At 68.4% G+C, this 20,047-nt stretch carries 15 protein-coding genes; 9 read left to right on the forward strand and 6 right to left on the reverse strand.

Annotation, left to right across the window (positions count from 1 at the left end; translation table 11 throughout):
• From AADI75_RS08795 to hflX, 9 genes are all read left to right on the forward strand, one after another.
• A partial coding sequence (locus tag AADI75_RS08795) for a fructose-bisphosphatase class II (RefSeq protein WP_341208660.1) occupies positions 1–233 on the forward strand: 233 nt, incomplete at its 5' end.
• Entirely contained in the window at positions 230–952 is a 723-nt protein-coding gene (locus AADI75_RS08800; protein WP_341208661.1) for a CPBP family intramembrane glutamic endopeptidase, read from the forward strand. The genes AADI75_RS08795 and AADI75_RS08800, both read left to right, overlap by 4 nt.
• 88 nt (positions 953–1,040) lie before the next feature.
• Complete coding sequence (dusB, locus tag AADI75_RS08805) at positions 1,041–2,033, forward strand: tRNA dihydrouridine synthase DusB (RefSeq protein WP_341208662.1); 993 nt, start codon at positions 1,041–1,043, stop codon at positions 2,031–2,033.
• A complete protein-coding gene (locus AADI75_RS08810) occupies positions 2,033–3,094 on the forward strand; it encodes an ATP-binding protein (protein WP_341208693.1) in 1,062 nt (353 codons plus the stop codon). The genes dusB and AADI75_RS08810 overlap by 1 nt, the downstream gene beginning before the upstream one ends.
• Entirely contained in the window at positions 3,091–4,512 is a 1,422-nt protein-coding gene (ntrC, locus tag AADI75_RS08815; protein WP_341208663.1) for a nitrogen regulation protein NR(I), read from the forward strand. Before AADI75_RS08810 ends, ntrC begins: the two co-directional genes overlap by 4 nt.
• A 151-nt stretch (positions 4,513–4,663) precedes the next feature.
• The gene (locus AADI75_RS08820) at positions 4,664–6,901 is read left to right on the forward strand and encodes an ATP-binding protein (RefSeq protein ID WP_341208664.1); all 2,238 of its coding nucleotides are present in this window, start codon (positions 4,664–4,666) and stop codon (positions 6,899–6,901) included.
• Between the two features lie 5 nt (positions 6,902–6,906).
• A complete protein-coding gene (locus AADI75_RS08825) occupies positions 6,907–8,277 on the forward strand; it encodes a sigma-54 dependent transcriptional regulator (protein ID WP_341208665.1) in 1,371 nt (456 codons plus the stop codon).
• Positions 8,278–8,588: 311 nt separating this feature from the next.
• Entirely contained in the window at positions 8,589–9,170 is a 582-nt protein-coding gene (gene hfq / locus AADI75_RS08830) for an RNA chaperone Hfq (RefSeq protein ID WP_341208666.1), read from the forward strand.
• Positions 9,171–9,180: 10 nt separating this feature from the next.
• Positions 9,181–10,473: a GTPase HflX gene (hflX, locus tag AADI75_RS08835; protein WP_341208667.1), complete on the forward strand. Its 1,293-nt coding sequence runs from the start codon at positions 9,181–9,183 to the stop codon at positions 10,471–10,473.
• 15 nt (positions 10,474–10,488) lie between these two features.
• On the opposite strand, the gene mazG is transcribed toward hflX, so the two are convergent.
• The 6 genes from mazG to AADI75_RS08865 form a co-directional block, all read right to left on the reverse strand.
• The gene (mazG, locus tag AADI75_RS08840; RefSeq protein WP_341208668.1) at positions 10,489–11,226 is read right to left on the reverse strand and encodes a nucleoside triphosphate pyrophosphohydrolase; all 738 of its coding nucleotides are present in this window, start codon (positions 11,224–11,226) and stop codon (positions 10,489–10,491) included.
• An 18-nt stretch (positions 11,227–11,244) separates the two neighbouring features.
• Entirely contained in the window at positions 11,245–13,686 is a 2,442-nt protein-coding gene (locus tag AADI75_RS08845) for a DUF2235 domain-containing protein (RefSeq protein ID WP_341208669.1), read from the reverse strand.
• An 85-nt stretch (positions 13,687–13,771) separates the two neighbouring features.
• Positions 13,772–14,083 (reverse strand): GCN5-related N-acetyltransferase, encoded by a 312-nt coding sequence (locus AADI75_RS08850; protein ID WP_341208670.1) that lies wholly within the window; start codon positions 14,081–14,083, stop codon positions 13,772–13,774.
• Between the two features lie 138 nt (positions 14,084–14,221).
• Complete coding sequence (gene lpdA / locus AADI75_RS08855; RefSeq protein WP_341208694.1) at positions 14,222–15,616, reverse strand: dihydrolipoyl dehydrogenase; 1,395 nt, start codon at positions 15,614–15,616, stop codon at positions 14,222–14,224.
• 106 nt (positions 15,617–15,722) lie between these two features.
• Positions 15,723–16,934: a 2-oxoglutarate dehydrogenase complex dihydrolipoyllysine-residue succinyltransferase gene (odhB, locus tag AADI75_RS08860; RefSeq protein ID WP_341208671.1), complete on the reverse strand. Its 1,212-nt coding sequence runs from the start codon at positions 16,932–16,934 to the stop codon at positions 15,723–15,725.
• A 72-nt stretch (positions 16,935–17,006) separates the two neighbouring features.
• Positions 17,007–19,976, reverse strand: a complete 2,970-nt coding sequence (locus tag AADI75_RS08865) for a 2-oxoglutarate dehydrogenase E1 component (protein WP_341208672.1) — start codon at positions 19,974–19,976, stop codon at positions 17,007–17,009.
• Positions 19,977–20,047: the final 71 nt, after the last annotated feature.

A 20,047-nucleotide genomic window follows, 5' to 3' on the forward strand; every position in this document is an offset into this window, starting at 1 on the left:
ACGACGAGCGCGGGCGCGCGCGCAAATGGGGGATCGAGGATCTCGACCGCCAGTATGACCTGAAGGATCTGGCGAAGGGCGATTGCATCTTCGCGGCGACCGGCGTCACCGACGGTTCGCTGCTGGAGGGCGTGCGCCGGGTCGGCGGCAAGATGACCACCGAGAGCGTCGTGATGCGCGCCTCGTCGGGCACGGTCCGCTGGGTGAAGGGCGAGCACCGCCTCGACCAGTGACCGGCGCCGCGCTGGCGGTCGCGCTGGCCAGCCTCGCGCTGCTGCTGCACGGCGGGCGGTTCGGTTATTGGCCGCGCCCGCCCGCGGTCGCGCCGGGGGCGGTGCGGCATCGCTGGTTTGCCCGGCTGGCGCTGCGCTCGCTGGTGCATTTCGGCGGCGTCGCCTTGCTGTTGCTGGCGCTGCTCGGGCGCGTCGAGACGATCTGGCATCTCCCCGCGGAATTCGAGCCGGCGCGCGCGCTGGCGATCGCGTGGGTCGGCCAACCGGGCTGGCAACCGCTGGCGGTCGGTGCGCTTGCGGGCATCGTGATCGCGGCGCTGCTCGAACGACGCGGGCGGCGCGTCTCGCTGGGTGATCTGCGCGCGGTGACGCCGATGCGGCGCGCCGAACTCGGCTGGGGCGTGCTGCTCGCGGTCGAGGCGGGGGTGACCGAGGAACTGTTCTTCCGCCTCCTATTGCCGCTGCTGATCGCCGGGGCGAGCGGATCGGCGCTGCTGGGGTTCGCAGGGGCGACCGTGGCGTTCGGCTATGCCCACACCTATCAGGGCTGGCGTGGCGTGATCGCCACGCTGATCGCGGGCGCGTTGCTGGCATTGGTCTATCTGGTGTCGGGCCGGCTGTGGGCGGCGATGCTGGTGCACGCGGCGATCGATCTCAACGGATTGGTGCTGCGCCCGGTGCTGGCGGGAAAGGTGCCGCTTTTTGGGCGATCGAAGTAGCCCGGCGTCCGGCGAGGACGGCGCGCAGCCTTGCCCGAATCGCCTGAAGCGCCTATCTGCCTATTTTTCAGGCAGCTTCCGAACTCCTATGCTCCGACCCATTCAGATCGGCGACGTCCGCATCGACGAGCCCGTCGTGCTCGCGCCGATGACCGGCGTCACCGACCAGCCGTTCCGCACGCTCGTCCGCCGCTATGGCTCGGGGCTCAACGTCACCGAGATGATCGCCAGCCAGGCCGCGATCCGCGAGACGCGCCAGTCGATCCAGAAGGCCGCCTGGCACCTCTCCGAGGAACCGGTGTCGATGCAGCTCGTCGGCTGCACCCCCTATGAGATGGCCGAGGCCGCCAAGCTGGCGCGCGACAAGGGCGCGGCGGTCATCGACATCAACATGGGCTGCCCGGTCCGCAAGGTGACCAACGGCGACGCCGGCTCGGCGCTGATGCGCGACCTCAAGCTCGCGACGCAGTTGATCGCGGCGATCGTCGCGGCGGTCGACGCGCCGGTGACGCTCAAGATGCGGATGGGCTGGTGCCACGACAGCCTCAACGCCCCCGAACTCGCGCGGATCGCCGAGGATCTCGGCGTGAAGATGGTGACGGTCCACGGCCGCACCCGCAACCAGATGTACAAGGGCTCGGCCGACTGGCGCTTCATCCGCTCGGTCAAGGACGCGGTGTCGATCCCGGTGATCGCCAATGGCGACATCTGCTCGATCGAGGATGCCGAGGCCGCGCTGGCGCAATCGGGCGCCGACGGGATCATGATCGGGCGCGGCGCCTATGGCCGCCCGTGGCTGCTCGCGCAGGTCATGCACTGGCTGCGCACCGGCGAGCGGCTGCCCGACCCGTCGCTCGATGAGCAATATCGCGTCATCGCCGAACATTATGACGCGATGCTGGAGCATTACGGCACCTTCACCGGCGTCAACATGGCCCGCAAGCATATCGGCTGGTACACCAAGGGGCTGAACGGCTCGGCGGAGTTCCGCAACCGCGTCAACCAGGAGCCCGACGCCGATCGCGTCAAGGCGATGCTCGCCGACTTCTACGCCCCCTATCGGCTGAGCGCGGCGGCGTGATGCTCACCACGCGCGGTCCGGAGGCGGCGGAGCTGCTCGCCGCGCTGCCGGTCGCGGTGCTGGTGGTCGACGCCGCGGATCGGATCGCGCGCGTCAATGCCGAGTGCGAGACGCTGCTCAACCTGTCCGAGCGCGCGCTGGTCGGCCAGCCGCTCGATGCGATCCTGTCCGTCCCCGATGCCGGAGCGCGGCGCGACGCGCACGCCTTCGCGATCTTCGACGCCGATGTCGAGACCGCGCGCGGGCTGCGGCTGCGCGTCGACCTGATCGAGGCGGCGGTGATCGATCATCCCGGCTGGCGCGCGATCACGCTCCATCATGCCGGCGCGTCGCGGCGGCTGGGCGTGTCGACCGACCGCGCGGCGGCGGCGCGCTCGGCGGTCGGCGCGGCGGCGATGCTCGCGCATGAGATCAAGAATCCGCTGTCGAGCATCCGCGGCGCGGCGCAACTGATCGCCGACGGCGTCGACAGCGCCGGGCTGACGCAGTTGATGATCGCCGAGGTCGACCGCATCACCGCGCTGATCGATCATATGGAGGATTTCACCGACACCCGCCCGCGCGAGGTGGCGCCGATGAACATCTATCCGCTGCTCGCGCACGCGCGCGGGGTCGCGCTGGCGGGGTTCGCGCGCGGCGTGACGATCGAGGAGCGCTACGACCCGTCGCTGCCGCGCGCGATGGGCAACAGCGATTCGCTGCTGCAGGTGATCCTCAACCTGCTCAAGAACGCCGCCGCCGCGCTGGGCGAGCGTGGTGAGCGCCGCATCACGCTCGCCACCGCCTATCGCCACGGCGTGACGGTCGCGGCGGGGAAGGGGCGCGGGCGCACCCCGCTGCCGATCGAGATCTGCGTGATCGACAGCGGGCCGGGCGCGCCCGCCGACATCGCCGATCATCTGTTCGACCCGTTCGTTTCCGGCCGACCGGAGGGCAAGGGGCTGGGGCTCGCGCTGGTCGACAAACTGGTGCGCGACATGGGCGGGATCGTCCAATATTCGCGCGAGGGCACGCCGCATCAGACCGTCTTCCGCATCCTCTTGCCCAGAGCGAACGCATGACCGGCCAGCGCATGACCCGCGTCCTGCTGGTCGACGACGACGACGCGATCCGCACCGTCGTCGCGCACGCACTTCGCCGCGCCGGGCACGAGGTGCGCACCGCCGCGACGCTCGCCGAACTGGCGCGCGAGCTGTCGAGCCACCCGCCCGACGTGCTGCTCAGCGACGTGGTGCTCCCCGATGGCGACGGGATCGATCACGTCGCGCAGGTGCTGGCGGCGCGCCCCGATCTGCCCGTGATCGTGCTGTCGGCGCGCAACACGCTGACCACCGCGGTCCGCGCGACCGAGGCCGGTGCCTACGACTATCTCCCCAAGCCGTTCGATCTCGACACGCTGACCCGCACCGTCGCCGCCGCGCTGGCGCGCGGCGGACGCAGCGGCGAGACGCAGGCGAGCGACGACGACCATTCGCTGCCGCTGATCGGCCGCTCGCCGGCGATGCAGGACGTGTACCGCGTGATCGCGCGTGTCGTGTCGAACGACCTGACCGTGCTGGTGTCGGGCGAATCGGGCACCGGGAAGGAGCTGGTCGCGCGCGCGATCCACGATCTCGGCGCGCGGGCGCCGGCGCCGTTCGTGCCGATCAACATGGCCGCGATCCCGCGCGAGTTGATCGAGGCGGAATTGTTCGGCCATGAACGCGGGGCGTTCACCGGCGCGGCGCAGCGCAACGCCGGCCGCTTCGAACAGGCGGCCGGCGGGACGCTGTTCCTCGACGAGATCGGCGACATGCCGATCGAGGCGCAGACGCGGCTGCTGCGCGTGCTGCAATCGGGCGAGTTCACGACCGTCGGTGGCGCGCGGACGATCCGCGCCGACGTCCGCATCGTCGCCGCCACCAACCGCGATCTGCAACAGGCGGTGGCGGGCGGGCAGTTCCGCGAGGACCTCTACTACCGGCTCAACGTCGTCCCGATCGCGCTGCCCCCCTTGCGCGAGCGGCGCGGCGATGTCGCCGAACTGGCGCGGCATTTCCTCGACCGCGCCGCCGCCGAGGGGCTGCCGCGCAAGACGCTGGAGGGTGAGGCGGTCGCGGTGCTGGAGGCGCACGACTGGCCCGGCAACGTCCGCGAGCTGGAAAACCTGATGCGCCGGCTCGCCGCCCTGTCGCGCGATGACCGGATCGGCGCCGCCGAGGTGCGGGCGACGATCGGCGGCGGCGCGGCGGTCGAGGCGGCGCCCGATCCGGGGATCGAGGCGGCGGTGCGCGCGATGATCGAGCGGCTGGCGCGGCAGGAACCGCGCGCGCTCGACGACGGCTCGCTCTACGCGCGGATCATCGGCGAGGTCGAGCGCCCGCTGATCGAGGCGATGCTGGCGCGCCACGGCGGCAACCAGCTCCGCGCCGCCCGCGCGATTGGCCTCAACCGCAACACGCTGCGCAAGCGACTGGACATGCTCGGCATCGACGTTTGAGACGCGATTGTCGGATCGCTCGTCGATTGAGAACGCGCCGCCCCGGATCAAGTCCGGAGCGAGGCTGGCCAACGACAGCCGCTCCTAACTTGCATCACCCATCGGCAATTATGTGTTTTCCATGCAACACTGATGCTGTACCGAGAGGGGAATGTTCGCAGGAGTGACATCCTCCTCCGCTTCCCCGCCCGGTGCGTTGCGCCGTGTCGGCGTGACACCGGCGATCGAGCTGATGGTGCTGGCCGCCGCGGTGGCGGTGGCGCTCGTCAGCTATTTCGCGTTGCGCGGGGAAGGGGATCCGGGCCGGCTGCTGGAGCCGCCGCTGGTCGCCTCGCTGCTCGTCGCCAACCTCGTCGGCGGGATCGCGCTGATGATGCTGTTCGGCCGGCGCGTCGCGCTGCGCCGCGCCGAACGATCGTCGATCGGCGCGGGTGGCCGGCTCCATGTCCGCCTCGTGCTGCTCTTCTCGCTCGTTGCGGCCGTGCCGGCGCTGCTGGTGACGATCTTCGCGTCGCTGCTGTTTCAATACGGCGTGCAGTTCTGGTATTCCGATCGGTCGCGCGGAATGTTCGAGAATGCGGCATCGCTCACCCGCACTTCGTATGAACAAATCGTCCAGCGCTGGCAGGAAGCGACGTTCACGATGGCGTCGGATTTGTCGGTCACGCTTCAGGAAGTGCCGATCGACACGCTGTCGTTCCGTTCGACCTTCGGGCGGCAGGTCTATTATCGTAGCTTGTCCGAAGGAGCGTTGTTCGTCCTCACGCCCCGGGGTGAAGTCCGGACGCTGGCGGTCGTCAACCCATATGACGTTGACTTCTCGAGGTTCGTAACGAAGCCGGCGATCGAGAAACTGCGTCAGGGACAAAATGCGACGATCATCACCGGTGATCGTATTCAGGTCTTCACGCCAATCCCGGGCAGCGCCGATCTCTATCTCTATGCCGCGCGGGTCACCGATCCCAAGGAAATGACCACCCAGACCGAGCGTGCCGAGGCAGCGCTGGCGAACTACCGCCAATTGCTCGCCCGCGCGCGCTCGCTGCAACTCCAGTTCAACGCCGCGCTTCTGATTGTGTCGCTGCTGATCGTCGGCGTCGCGGTATGGATCGCGCTGACCGTCGCCGACCGGCTCGTCCGCCCGGTCGGCGAGCTGGTCGACGCCGCACGCCGGGTCGAGGGCGGCGATCTGTCCGCGCGTGTGCCCGAAACGCTCGAACGCGACGAGATCGGCACGCTCTCCAACGCCTTCAACAGCATGACCGCGCGGCTGGTCGCGCAGAACACCGCGCTCGTCACCGCCAACGCCCAGCTCGACAGCCGTCGCGCGCTGATCGAGGCGGTGATGTCGGGCGTGTCGGCGGGCGTCATCTCGATCGACGCGCGTGACCGCACGATCCGGCTCATCAACAGCTCGGCGCAGACCCTGATGGGACTTGCCGAGCCGCCGGTCGGGCGCAAGCTGCACGACATCGCCCCCGAACTCGACGCGCTGCTCGATCAGCCGGGGCGCGAGGCGGCGGTGCAGCTCAACGTCGCGGGCGAGATGCGCACCTTCGCGGCGCGGATCGCGCGCGACGGCAGTGGTCCGATCATCACCTTCGACGACATCACGCAGCAGCTGACCGATCAGCGTCGTGCCGCCTGGGCGGACGTCGCGCGGCGGATCGCGCACGAGATCAAGAACCCGCTCACCCCGATCCAGCTCGCCGCCGAACGGCTCCAGCGTCGCTATGGCGGAAAGATCGATCCCGCCGACACCACTTTCGCGCGGCTGACCGACACGATCGTGCGGCAGGTTGGTGACCTTCGGCGGATGGTCGACGAATTCTCGTCCTTCGCGCGGATGCCCAAACCGATGTTCCGCGACGAGTCGCTGGTCGATATCGCGCGCCAGACGATGTTCCTCCACGAAGTCGCGCACCCCGGCATCCGCTTCGTGCTCGATCACGCCGATCCCGCGCCGTCGCTCGTCTGCGATCGCCGCCAATTGGGTCAGGCGCTGACCAACATCGTCAAGAACGCGGTCGAGGCGGTCGAGGAAGCCGACGCCAGCGAGGCCAGCATTACGATGACGCTCGCCGAGGGGGACGGCCGCGTGACGATCGCGGTCGCCGACACCGGCGTCGGGCTGCCGCTGGAGCGCGACCGGATCGTCGAGCCGTACATGACCACCCGTGCGCGCGGCACCGGGCTGGGCCTCGCGATCGTCAAGAAGATCGTCGAGGAGCATTTCGGCACGATCACCTTCGCGGATCGCCCCGGCGGCGGGACGATCGTGACCCTGTCCTTCGACACCGCCCCGCTCGCCGCGCTGGCCAGCGACGAGCATCTCCCTTCCCACGACGACGATCGCACGATCGCGGCGTTGACCAGAAATCGGATCTGAGCCCTATGGCGATCGACATCCTCGTCGTCGACGACGAACTCGACATCCGCGAACTCGTGGCCGGCGTGCTCGAGGACGAAGGCTATGACACGCGCATGGCGGGCGACAGCGATGCCGCGCTGGAGGCGATCGCGACGCGCCGCCCCAGTCTGGTGCTGCTCGACGTGTGGTTGCAGGGCTCGCGGCTCGACGGGCTCGATCTGCTCGAGGAGATCAAGCGCCGCGATCCGTCGATCCCGGTGCTGGTCATTTCGGGTCACGGCACGCTCGACACCGCGGTCGCCGCAATCCGCAAGGGCGCCGCCGACTTCATCGAAAAGCCGTTCCAGGCCGAGCGCCTGCTGCTGATGGTCGAGCGCGCGACCGAGACCGAGCGGCTGCGCGCCGAGGTGAAGTCGCTGCGCGCCGCCACCGGCCGCGGCACCGATCTGACCGGCAGTTCGACCGCGATCAACGCCGTGCGCGCGACGCTCAAGCGCGTCGCGGCGACCGGCAGCCGCGTGCTCATCATGGGCCCGGCCGGCGTCGGCAAGGAAGTGGCGGCACGGTTGCTCCACGGGTGGAGCCAGCGCGCCCACGCCAATTTCGTGATCGCCAGCACGGCGGGCATGAATCCCGAGCGGATCGAGGAGGAATTGTTCGGGGTCGAGGAAAGCGGCGATCTCGTCCGCACCGGGCTGCTCGAACAGGCGCATGGCGGAACGCTGTTCCTCGACGAGATCGCCGACATGCCGTCTGCGACACAGGCGCGCATCCTGCGCGTGCTCACCGACCAGAGCTTCACGCGGATGGGCGGGACGCGCATCGTCAAGGTCGACGTCCGCGTCGTGTCGGCCACCGCGCGCGACCTCAGCGTCGAGATCGCCGAGGGCCGTTTCCGCGAGGATCTCTATTACCGGCTCAACGTCGTACCCGTCACGATCCCGCCGCTCGCCGAGCGTCGCGAGGACATTCCGGCGCTGGTCGAGCATTTCGCCGCACATTACGCCGCCGACCGCCGTGTGCCCCCGCCCGAGATCGCCACCGACGCCCTGGTCGCGCTGCAATCCTACGAATGGCCGGGCAATGTCCGCGAACTGCGCAACGTCGTCGAACGAACGATCATCCTCGCGCCAGGCGACCGGATCGGGCGCATCGACCTCGACCTGCTTCCCGCCGAGGTGCTGGGCACGCAGGACGCCGGAACCGGCGCGAGCGCGATCATGGGCGCACCGCTGCGCGAGGCGCGCGAGACGTTCGAGCGCGAATACCTTCGTGTCCAGATCCGCCGCTTCTCGGGCAACATCTCGCGCACCGCCAGCTTCATCGGCATGGAAAGATCGGCGCTGCATCGAAAGCTCAAGCTGCTCGGCATCACCGAGACGCGGGAGGACTGATCCCGCCGTCACCCCACCCACCGCCCGTCACCCCGGCGAAGGCCGGGGCCCAGTTGGGAAGCCCGTCGTAAGGAAGCGCTGCGCGTCGTCACGATCGTTCCGCAACTGGACCCCGGCCTTCGCCGGGGTGACGGGAGAGCTGTCCTACACCGTCCAACATCCGCTACGATCGACGCGCCCTCCGCGCACCGTCCGCCACCCCGATCGCGCGACACCGCCGTTTTGCGCCACCTTCGCAAACTTCCGCCGCGTGCCCGCCCGCATCTGGACGTTGGCCGACCGGAACCCTAACTAACGCCCGTCGTATTCCGATGCGATCCACCCGACGCCGGCAACGGCGCACCTCGCGGGGAACCTCCCGCCAAGAACAAGGACATTCTTTCATGGCCGACAAGCCGACGTCGCTTCAGGACCTGTTCCTCAACGCGCTGCGCAAGTCCAAGACGCCCGTCACCATGTTCCTCGTCAAGGGGGTCAAGCTTCAGGGCATCGTCACCTGGTTCGACAATTTCTCGGTGCTGCTGCGCCGCGACGGACAGTCGCAGCTGATCTACAAGCATGCGATCTCGACGATCATGCCCGCCGGCCCGGTCGACGTCGCAGGGATCGTCGGTCAGATGAACGACAATCCGCGCAAGCAGCCGCTGCTTCAGGACATTTTCCTCAACGCAGTCCGCAAGTCTGAAGACCCGGTGACGATGTTCCTCGTCAACGGTGTCATGCTGCAGGGTGCGATCGCGGGCTTCGACCTGTTCTGCATGCTGCTCCAGCGCGACGGCATGGCACAGCTCGTTTACAAGCATGCGGTGTCGACGATCCAGCCGTCGCGCCCGCTCAACCTGTCCGACACGGGCGAGGAAGACGACGATATCGACGACGACGGGGAGGATTGATCCGCTGTCCGTGACCACCGGCTTTGAGCGCGACCGCGACGAATTCACCCGCGGCGCCCGCGCAATCGTCGTCTATCCCGATCTCGGCGGGTCGAGCCGCGATGCCGAGGCCCGTCTGGAGGAAACCGCCGGGCTGGCCGAGGCGATCGGCGTTCTCGTCGTCGACCGCGTCGCGCTGCGCATCCGCACCCCGCGCGCCGCCACGCTGCTCGGCTCGGGGCAGATCGAGGAACTCGCCACGCGCGCGCGCATGGAGGAGGCCGGGCTGATCGTGGTCGACGGTAGCCTGACCCCGATCCAGCAGCGCAACCTCGAAACCGCGCTCGAGGCCAAGGTGATCGACCGCACCGGGCTGATCCTCGAAATCTTCGGTGAGCGCGCCGCGACCGCCGAGGGGCGGTTGCAGGTCGAGCTGGCGCACCTCGATTATCAATCGGGGCGGCTGGTGCGCAGCTGGACCCACCTCGAACGCCAGCGCGGCGGCTTCGGCTTCCTCGGCGGTCCCGGTGAGACGCAGATCGAGGCCGACCGCCGGCTGATCCGCGACCGCATGGCGCGGCTGCGGCGCGAGCTGGATCAGGTCACCCGCACCCGCGGGCTGCACCGCGAGCGCCGCCAGCGCGCGCCCTGGCCAGTGATCGCGCTGGTCGGCTATACCAACGCCGGCAAGTCGACGCTCTTCAACCGCCTGACCGGCGCGCACGTGATGGCCGAGGACCTGCTCTTCGCCACGCTCGACCCGACGCTGCGGCAGGTATCGCTGCCCGGCATCGACAAGGCGATCCTGTCGGACACGGTCGGGTTCGTCTCGGAACTGCCGACGCAATTGGTCGCGGCGTTCAAGGCAACGCTGGAGGAGGTCGTGTCCGCCGACCTGCTTGTCCACGTCCGCGATGTCGCGCACCCCGACAGCGCCGCGCAAAAGGCCGATGTCGAGGGCGTGCTCGCCGACGTCGGCGTTACCGAGACCACCCCGGTGATCGAGGCGTGGAACAAGCTCGACCTGCTGGACGGCGACGCGCGCGACGACCTGCTCGCCGAGGCGGCGCGCCGCGACGATGTGGTGCCGCTCTCCGCGCTGACCGGCGAGGGCGTCGACGCGCTCGTCCGCCACATCGGCGACCTGCTGACGCAGGGGCACGTCCGCTACACGCTCCGGCTCGACGCGGCAGACGGGGCAGGGGCGGCGTGGCTCCACGCGCATGGCGAAGTGCTCGACAGCCACGTCGAGGATGAGCGCGTGATTTACGAGGTCCGCATGTCGCCCGCGGACCACGAACGCTTCCTCACGCGCGGGGAGTGAGGCAGGCTTTAGCCATCACTCCCCCGCCTTGACCGTCACCCACAGCGCCTCTTTCTCCGCCAGCGGCATCTCCGCGAAAGCCGCCCCGCCAGCCGTCTCCATCGCGCGGAAGCGCCGTTCGAACTTCCCTGTCGCCGCGCGCAGCGCCGCTTCCGGCTCGACGCCCAGATGCCGCGCCCAGTTCACCACCGCGAACAGCACGTCGCCGACTTCGTCCGCCACCTCGGCCGGCGTTGTCGCCGCTGCGACCTCGGCGAGTTCCTCGTCGATCTTTGCACGCGGGCCCGCCGTATCCGGCCAGTCGAACCCGACCCGCGCCGCGCGGTTCTGGATCTTCTCGGCGCGCAGCAGCGCCGGCAGCCCGCGCGCCACGCCGTCCAGCGGGCTTGCCGCGCCCTTGGCGGCGCGCTCGGCGGCCTTCACCTCTTCCCAGCGATGATGCCCGCCCTCGGCCTTGCCGCCGAAGATATGCGGATGCCGCCGCTCCATCTTGTCGCCGATTGCCGCCGCCACGTCGTCGAACGCGAACGCGCCCGCTTCCTCGGCGATGCGGCTGTGGAACACCACCTGCAGCAACAGGTCGCCCAGTTCGTCTTTCAGCTCGCCCAGATCGCCGCGCTCGATCGCATCGGCGACCTCATACGCTTCCTCGATCGTATAAGGCGCGATCGTCGCGAAGGTCTGCGCGCGGTCCCATTCGCAGCCGTCCGGCCCCCGAAGCCGCGCCATGATGGCGATCAGCCTTTCGATCATCTCCGCTTCCCTCGTCGCTCAGCGCGCGACCGGCGCGCCACAGGTGATCGGTGGTGGCGGGGGCAGCGCGATCGCGCAACCGTCGTTATGGCACGCCGGGCCTTGCTCCGGCTCGACCGCCACCAACGCGGCGCCCCTGTTGTTGTCGTAGAAGACTGACGAGAAAACCGGCGGGAACGCATCGTTCAGCGCCATGTAGAGTCGCCCGCCCGTCGCCGGCGCAACGATTCGCGCGCGGTAGGTATCATCGCCGAGATAGTCGAAGTCGAGCGGATCGATCCGTATCTTCGCATCCGGGCTGCGCACGATCGCCAGCGGCTTGAGCCAGTTGGCGCTGGTCACGCGGCGGTGGAAACGGAACGGCGCCAGCCACCATCCGCCGCGGTCGCCGTGGATCGGGTCGGCGCTGATCCCGAGATCGCACCATTGCTTCGTAACGCGCAGCGTGACGCGATAGGAGGTGCCCGGCGTCAGCGTCTGGTGCAGGTCGGTGCAGGGCCGCTTGGCGGCGAAGTTGACCGCGGCGCCCCCTGGATTGCGGCCGCCCTCGATCGGGCACAACGTGCCGTCGCGTTCGGCCTTGGCGAGCCACCATTGCATCGGCAGCGCAAGCGGGATCGCCACCACCGCCAGCAGCACCGCCAGCGCGGCGACGGTCGGCAGCAATCGCCATTTCACGAAGCGCAACGTGTCCAGCCACGCTGGCGAGGCGCGGACCGAACGTGCCAGTCCGCCGCGATCCGGCTGCGGCGCAGTGCCCCGGAGCACGCACGCCCACGCCTCGGCGGACCGCGCGCGGATCGTCGCACCCAGCCGTCCGCTGGCGATCGTTAGCGCCGCCAGCGAGGCGAGCAGACCGCCCGCCCAGACGGGATTGTTGGTGTAGGTGTCGATCCACGTCGCCGCCACGCCGGGCAGCACCGCCTTCAGCGGGCTGAACAGCCCGGGCAGCAGGCACCGGCTGTCCTCGCACAGTGCGGATCGGGTGCCCCATAGCGGCATCGCGAGCAGCGCGGCCGTGACCAGGATGAACGCGAAATAGACGATGCGTCGCCACCACACGACGTCCCACATCCGCGGCATCATCGCGGCGCGTGCCGCGTTGCGCGCCGGATCGAGCAGCGTTGCGCGCTCGGCGCCCGACAGCAGCGGCACCACCGCGTCCGGTGCGACCTCGACGGCGCGGGGGGCGTCGACGCCCGAGGAAGGCTGCGGCGCATTCTCGCCGGCGCGCTGCGGCGGGTGAATCTCGAAGTGTTCCGGGATCGTGATCGGCGCGTAGCGATCGGTGCCGCGCACGATCCGCGCCAGCGCGCTTTCGTGGATGCGCGCCGCGGTCAGCATCCCGCGACCCCGCGCGCGCTCGGGTGGCCAGCTCAGCCGTGTCTCGGGGGCGGGCGGGTCGAGCAACGCGTCGATCCGACGCGGCAGGTAGCGGTAATAGCTGTTCAGCCCAGCGCGGCTGTCATGGATCGGCCCGGCGCTGTTGGCGAGTGCACGGTGACGATCGGTGATGACGTCCAGCGTGCGCAGCCCCGCCGCCTGCGCTTCCTCCAGCATCCATAGCAGCGAGACATAGCTCAGGCTCTCGTCGGGGTAGCCGCCACCGACATCGGCGTGCATCCCGGTGAACCAGAATTGCCGCAGCCGATCCTCGTCCACCCATCCGCGCGCGATCAGGTCGCGCTCGGCCAACTCGTCCCATACCAGCGGCTGGAACGCGTCGCGCTGATCGTCCAGCGCCAGCGCGTGGCGGGCGCGCCCGACGCGCTTGTTGAGCGCGTAATTGGGCATCGACAGCGGATAGAACCAATCGTCGATCGCGCGCGTGATCTCGACGCTCGGCCCGCCATAGGCCGAAACCGTGTCCCATACGCCGACGAAGCGGATCTCCGGCCGGCGATTGCGGCGCAGGCTGTAGCGATCGTCGGGGCGGCGCAGCGCGTCGCTCAGCGCGGCCCTGAGCGCGCGCCACGCCTTGGTCGGCCATTGCAGCCGGCGCGGCAGGTAGCGCCGCCGATAGGCGCGCCACGCGTCCGCCGCCCCGCGCTGCAACGCGGCTTCGCTCTCGGCGGGCACCAACCCTTGCGTGGCGATCAAGGCGATCACCAGACGGATCGTGAACGCGCCGCGACTGAAACCGAACGCGTAGATCGTGTCGCCGGGGGCGTAATTCCGGCACGCAAACCGGTACAGGTCGAGCACGTTGCGTTTCAGGCCGACTCCGAAAATCCCGCCGAGAATCGCCAATGGCCGGAACGAGGAAGTGCCGACCCCATCGTCGTAGAAGGCGATCTGCGGCCGCAGTCCCGGTTGCGGCGGTCCCAAGTCGGCGGCCTCATAGGTGCGCCAGACGTTCGTTTTGAACAACTTGCCGCTGCTGTTGCCGGTACCGTCGGAGAACAGCAGGATCGATTTCGGACGCGGCGTGGCCGCGCTGTCCTGTGCCTGGTCCGTCATCGGCCGCTCACCCCCCGATCGCGCCCCACGTCGCCGCCGATGCTGCGCCCTCGAACGCCGGCAGGCAAGTGCTTGATCGAAGGCGCTAGCGCTTCCCTCGCCAGCGTAAGGATTGCGCGTTGAGCGATCGCAGGTCCGCGCTGCCGGCGGCCACCGCCTCCCCGAGTTCGATCGCCGCCTCCAGGATGTGCGAGGGTGCGTGTTGGTAGGCCGGTCTTCCGGCGATGTGATCGTACCACCGGCCGCCACATGCATGGTCGAGCAGAACGCGTTGGAAACAATGGTCGGCGCTGATCGGCCAGTCGCGGCTGCGCGCCAGACCCGGCAAGGTTTCGCGGGTAAGCGTCAGCCAATGCCGCTCGCGTGCCGAACGGTCCGGGTCGGAAGGAAGCGTCACTGGACACTCATCTCGAAGCAGCTGGCTGACCGAATTGACGTCCCATCCGGCCCAAACGCATCGGGGGCCGCGAATGCAGCCCCCGAATAGAATTATTGCCGAAGGGCGAGCCTGCGCCGGCTCGCCCTTCGGTTCCGGTCAGATATGGATCGGCTTGCCCTGAACGGCCATCGCGGCCTCCTTGACCGCTTCCGAATGCGTCGGATGCGCGTGGCAGGTATAGGCGATATCCTCGCTGGTCGCGCCGAACTCCATCGCCTGTGCGGCCTGCGCGATCATCGTGCCCGCGACGCTGGCAATGCACCACACGCCCAGCACGCGGTCGGTCTTGGCGTCGGCGATCACCTTCACCAGACCGTCCGGCTCGTGATTGGTCTTGGCGCGGCTGTTGGCCATCATCGGAAACTTGCCGACCTTGATCTCGCCCTGCTCGCGCGCGGCTTCCTCGGTCAGCCCGACACCCGCGATTTCCGGCCAGGTGTAGACGACCGACGGGATGATCGCATGGTTCACGATGCCATGCTGGCCGGCGATATTCTCCGCGACCGCAATGCCTTCGTCCTCGGCCTTGTGCGCGAGCATCGGGCCGGGAACGACGTCGCCGATCGCCCAGACGCCATCTGCCTTCGTGCGGAAGTCGTGGTCGATCTCGATCTGACCGCGCTGGTTGGTCGACAAGCCGGCCGCCTCCAGATTGAGGCCTTCGGTGTTCGGACGGCGCCCGATCGACACCAGCACATGGCTCGCCTCGATCGTCGTCGCCTCGCCGCCCGCGGCGGGCTCGACGGTCAAAATCGCCTTGTCGCCCTCGACCTTGATCGCGGTGACCTTGGTCGAAAGCTGGAAGTCGATGCCCTGCTTCTTGAAGATCTTGTTCGATTCTTTGCGGATATCGCCGTCGAACCCGGGCAGGATCTGGTCGAGATATTCGACGCACGTCACCTTCGCACCGAGGCGACGCCACACGCTGCCCAGCTCGAGCCCGATCACCCCGCCGCCGATCACGACGAGATGCTCCGGCACCGTCGGCAGGTCGAGCGCGCCGGTCGAGTCGACGATGATCTTCTGATCAATCTCGACGCCCGGCAGCGGCGTGACGCTGGAGCCGGTCGCGATCACGATGTTCTTCGCGGTGACGGTCTGCCCGGCGACATCGACGCTATGCGCGTCCTTGAACGCCGCCCGGCCCTTCAGCCACGTCACCTTGTTCTTTTTGAACAGATATTCGATGCCGCCGGTCAACTGCTTCACTGCGTCGCGGCGCTGGCCGTGCATCGTGTCGAGGTCGAGTTCGACCGTCGTCTTGATCCCCAGCTTCGCCATCGCACCGTTGGCGGCGTGATCGTACAGCTCCGAGGCGTGGAGCAGCGCCTTTGACGGGATGCAACCGACATTGAGGCAGGTGCCGCCCAGCGTCTCGCGGCTTTCGGCGCACGCGGTCTTCAGCCCGAGCTGTGCTGCGCGGATCGCCGCGACATAGCCGCCGGGGCCGGCACCGATCACGAGGACGTCATAGTCGTACTGGTCTGCCATCATCTTCCTCCGCCGTCATACCGGCGAAGGCCGGTATCCAGTCCCACCGTCGAACTGGTCTCCGGCGTTCGCCGGAGTGACGGTCATGCTGGGTATATAGGGTGTCTTACAGGTCGATCAGGATGCGCGTCGGGTCCTCGATCGCGTTCTTGAGCGCGACGAGGAAGGTCACCGCCTCGCGGCCGTCGATCAGGCGGTGGTCGTAGCTGAGCGCCAGATACATCATCGGACGCACCACCACCTGACCGTCGCGGACGACCGGACGCTCCTCGATCCGGTGCAGGCCGAGCACCGCCGACTGCGGCGGGTTGATGATCGGGGTCGACATCAGCGAGCCGAACACGCCGCCGTTCGAGATTGTGAAGGTGCCGCCCTTCATCTCGTCCATCTTGAGCGTGCCGTCCTTGGCGCGCTTGCCGAAGTCGCCGATCGTCTTCTCGATGCCCGCGACCGACAGGTCCTGCGCATCGCGGATCACCGGCACGACCAGGCCGTTCGGCGCGCTGACCGCGACCGAGATATCGGCGTAGTCGTGGTAGACGATCTCGTCGCCCTCGACCGAGGCGTTGACCGACGGAATGTCCTTCAGCGCCATCGTCGCGGCCTTCACGAAGAAGCCCATGAAGCCCAGCCGGACGCCGTGCTTCTTTTCGAACAGGTCCTTGTACTTGGCGCGCGCCTCGATCACCGCGGTCATGTCGACGTCGTTGAACGTCGTCAGCATCGCGGCGGTGTTCTGCGCTTCCTTCAGGCGCTTGGCGATCGTCTGGCGGAGACGCGTCATCTTGACGCGCTCTTCCTTGCGGCCGCCCGCGGCTGCGGCGGATGGGGCCGGCGCAGCAGTGGCGACCGGCGCCGCGGCGGGCTTCGACGAGGCAGCGGCGGCGACGTCTTCCTTGGTCAAGCGACCGTCCTTGCCGGTGCCCTTGACGGTCGACGGATCGACGCCATGCTCCAGCACCGCGCGGCGCACCGACGGCGACAGGGCAGCGGCGTCACCCGACGGCGCCGCAGCCGGAGCGGCGGCGGGCGTCTCGGTCACGGCGGGCTGCGGCGCGGCGCTTTTGGCGGGCGCGCCCTCGCCGCTCTCGATCGTCGCGATCAGCGCGCCGACCTCGACCGTGTCGCCGACCTTCACCGCATGCTGCCCCATCACGCCTGCGACGGGCGAGGGGACCTCGACCGAGACCTTGTCGGTCTCGAGGCTCGCAATCGGCTCGTCGGCGGCGACCGCGTCGCCGGGCTGCTTCAGCCATTCGCCGACCGTTGCTTCGGTGATCGATTCGCCCAGCGTGGGGACCAGAACTTCGGTTGCCATCTCAAACCTCGTCGTCGCGGCCGTGGCCGGTAAGTGGTTAGCAGGTCCCGGCGCGTGCCGGGACCGTGATCGTCAGGCGGTCGGCGCCGCTGCCTTCTTCGTCGTCTCGGCTTCGCGCGTGCGGCGGATTTCGTCGCGCACGTTGTGCCCCAGAGCGTCGGCGATCAGCGCACCCTGTTCTGCCTGGTGACGCTTCATCAGGCCGGTGGCAGGCGAGGCCGCTGCGGTCCGCCCGGCGTAGCGCGGACGTGCGACACGCGCCTTGGCGATCCCCAGCGCCTCCTCGATGAACGGCTCGACGAAGAACCAATACCCGTTGTTGCGCGGCTCTTCCTGTGCCCAGATGACCTCCTCGAGGTTGGTCATCCGCGCGATCCGCTCGGCCAGCGCCTCGGTCGGGAAGGGATAGAGCTGCTCGACGCGGACGATCTGCGTGTTCTTGTCGCCCGCGGCGTCGCGTGCTTCCATCAGATCGTACGAGACCTTGCCGGTGCAGAGCACCAGCCGCTTCGTCTCGGTATCCGCCGGCGCCGACGGATCGGAGAGGATACGGCGGAAATGTGAGTCGCCGAGGAAATCCGCCGCGCTGCTCACGGCCAGCTTGTGGCGCAGCAACGACTTGGGCGTGAACACCACCAACGGCTTGCGGAAGTTGCGGTGCATCTGCCGGCGCAGCAGGTGGAAGTAGTTGGCCGGCGTGGTGCAGTTTGCGACCTGGATATTGTCGCCGGCGCACAGCTGCAGGAAGCGCTCGGGGCGGGCCGAGCTATGCTCGGGCCCCTGACCTTCGTAGCCGTGCGGCAGCAGCATCACCAGACCGTTGGCGCGCAGCCACTTGGCCTCGCCCGACGCGATGAACTGGTCGATCAAGATCTGCGCGCCGTTGACGAAATCGCCGAACTGCGCCTCCCACATCACCAGCGTCTTCGGGTCCGCCAGCGCATAGCCATATTCGAACCCGAGCACGCCGTACTCGGACAGCGGGCTGTCGAGCACCTCGAAACTGCCGTGCGGGATCGTCCACAGCGGCACGAACTTGTGCTCGTCGGTCTGGTCGACCCATACCGCGTGGCGCTGCGAGAAGGTGCCGCGGCCCGAATCCTGGCCGGACAGGCGGACGCCATAGCCCTCATGAAGCAGCGAGCCGAATGCCAGCGCCTCGCCGGTCGCCCAGTCGAAGTTGCTGCCGGTTTCGAACATTTGCCGTTTGGCATCGAGCACGCGCGACAGCGTCTTGTGGATCGCGATCGTCTCGGGAACCGTGGTCAGCGTGCGGCCGATCGAGTCGAACAGCTTCTGCTCGATGCCGGTCTCGACGCTCCGCCGCGCGCTCTCGGCGTCGGCGGGGGCGTGCAGCCCCGACCAGCGACCCGCGAACCAGTCGGCCTTGTTCGGCTTGTAGGCGGCGCCCGCCTCGAACTCGCCCTCGAGCAAGGTGACGTATTGCTTGACGTTATCGTCGACCCACGCCTGATCCACGACGCCTTCGGCGACCAGCCGCTTGCTGTAGATGTCGCTGACCGGCGGATGCTCGCGGATCGCCTTGTACATCAGCGGCTGGGTGAAGCCGGGCTCGTCGCCCTCGTTGTGGCCGAAGCGACGGTAGCACCACATGTCGATCACGACGTCGCGGTGGAATTTTTGGCGGTACTCGATCGCCATTTTGGTCGCGAAGGTCACCGCCTCGGGATCGTCGCCGTTGACGTGGAAGATCGGCGCCTGGACACCCTTCGCGACGTCGGACGGATAGGGCGACGAACGCGCGAACTGCGGGCTGGTCGTAAAGCCGATCTGGTTGTTGATGACGAAGTGGACGCAACCGCCGGTGTTATAGCCGCGGATCCCCGAGAAGCCGAGGCACTCCCAGACGATCCCCTGACCCGCAAACGCCGCATCGCCGTGGATGAGCACCGGCAGCGAGCGCGAATGGGTTTCGAGGTCGCCCGCGATATGCTGGATCGCGCGGATCTTGCCGAGCACGACCGGATCGGCCGCCTCAAGGTGCGAGGGATTGGCGACCAGCGACATATGGACCTTGTGCCCGTCGAACTCGCGATCGGTCGAGGTGCCGAGGTGATATTTCACGTCACCCGAGCCGCCGATGTCATCGGGGTTGGCCGAACCGCCGGCGAATTCGTGGAAGATCACGCGCAGCGGCTTGCCCATGACGTTGGCGAGCACGTTCAGCCGGCCGCGATGCGCCATGCCGAACACGATCTCGTTGACCCCCGCTGCACCGCCGTACTTGATGACGCTTTCCAGCGCGGGGATCATGCTCTCGCCGCCGTCAAGCCCGAAGCGCTTCGTGCCGACATATTTGCGGCCGAGGAACTTCTCCCACTGCTCGGCCTCGATCACCTTGTTCAGGATCGCCTTCTTGCCCTGCGCGGTGAACTCGACCTGCTTGTCCTTGCCCTCCATACGCTCCTGGAGGAACTTGCGCTCCTCAACATCGGCGATGTGCATGAATTCGAGCCCGACGTTGCCGCAGTAATTGGCGCGCAGCGTGTCGACCAGTTCGCGGATCGTCGCCCATTGCAGCCCCAGCGAGCCGCCGAGATAGACCGGACGGTCGATGTCGCTGTCGGAGAAGCCGTGATATTCGGTGGTCAGGTCGGCGGGCAGCTCGCGCAGCCCCGACAGGCCGAGCGGATCGAGGTTCGCCGCCAGATGCCCGCGCACGCGATAGGTGCGGATCAGCAGCTGCGCGCGGATCGAGTCCGCTGCGGCCTTGACGATCGCGTCCTGCGAGGGCGCTGCGGCGGCCGGGGCCGCGGCGGGCTTGCCGCCCTTCGCGGGCTTGGGGGCCGGCTCCATCTGCGTCGGATCGAGCCCGGCGGTCAGGTCGTCGGTGGTGGTCAGCGGCCACCGCTTGTTCGTCCAGGACGGCGCGGTCATCGAGCCTTCGAGCCCTTCGAAGAAATTGCGCCAGCCGGTGTCGACCGTATCGGGCGATTCCTTGAAGCGCGCGTAGAGTGCGTCGATGAACTGGGGGCTGACGCCTCCGGCGATGTCGCTGAAATCCTGGCCTTCGTAGCCCATGTCACGCTTCCCCGGCCGCTCGGCTTCTTCTTTTACACGTCACCCCGGCGATGGCCGGGGTCCAGAGCCGC

Origin of the sequence: uncultured Sphingomonas sp., from assembly GCF_964021865.1 — a bacterium.
Classification (GTDB): Bacteria; Pseudomonadota; Alphaproteobacteria; order Sphingomonadales; family Sphingomonadaceae; genus Sphingomonas.

Coding starts and splice junctions, on each gene's coding strand:
- odhB (WP_341208671.1), bottom strand. CDS start 16,934: ATGGCAACCGAAGTTCTGGTCCCCACGCTGGGCGAATCGATCACCGAA.
- AADI75_RS08865 (WP_341208672.1), bottom strand. CDS start 19,976: ATGGGCTACGAAGGCCAGGATTTCAGCGACATCGCCGGAGGCGTCAGC.
- hfq (WP_341208666.1), top strand. CDS start 8,589: ATGCGATCCACCCGACGCCGGCAACGGCGCACCTCGCGGGGAACCTCC.
- AADI75_RS08825 (WP_341208665.1), top strand. CDS start 6,907: ATGGCGATCGACATCCTCGTCGTCGACGACGAACTCGACATCCGCGAA.
- mazG (WP_341208668.1), bottom strand. CDS start 11,226: ATGATCGAAAGGCTGATCGCCATCATGGCGCGGCTTCGGGGGCCGGAC.
- AADI75_RS08820 (WP_341208664.1), top strand. CDS start 4,664: ATGTTCGCAGGAGTGACATCCTCCTCCGCTTCCCCGCCCGGTGCGTTG.
- lpdA (WP_341208694.1), bottom strand. CDS start 15,616: ATGGCAGACCAGTACGACTATGACGTCCTCGTGATCGGTGCCGGCCCC.
- ntrC (WP_341208663.1), top strand. CDS start 3,091: ATGACCGGCCAGCGCATGACCCGCGTCCTGCTGGTCGACGACGACGAC.
- dusB (WP_341208662.1), top strand. CDS start 1,041: ATGCTCCGACCCATTCAGATCGGCGACGTCCGCATCGACGAGCCCGTC.
- AADI75_RS08810 (WP_341208693.1), top strand. CDS start 2,033: ATGCTCACCACGCGCGGTCCGGAGGCGGCGGAGCTGCTCGCCGCGCTG.
- AADI75_RS08845 (WP_341208669.1), bottom strand. CDS start 13,686: ATGACGGACCAGGCACAGGACAGCGCGGCCACGCCGCGTCCGAAATCG.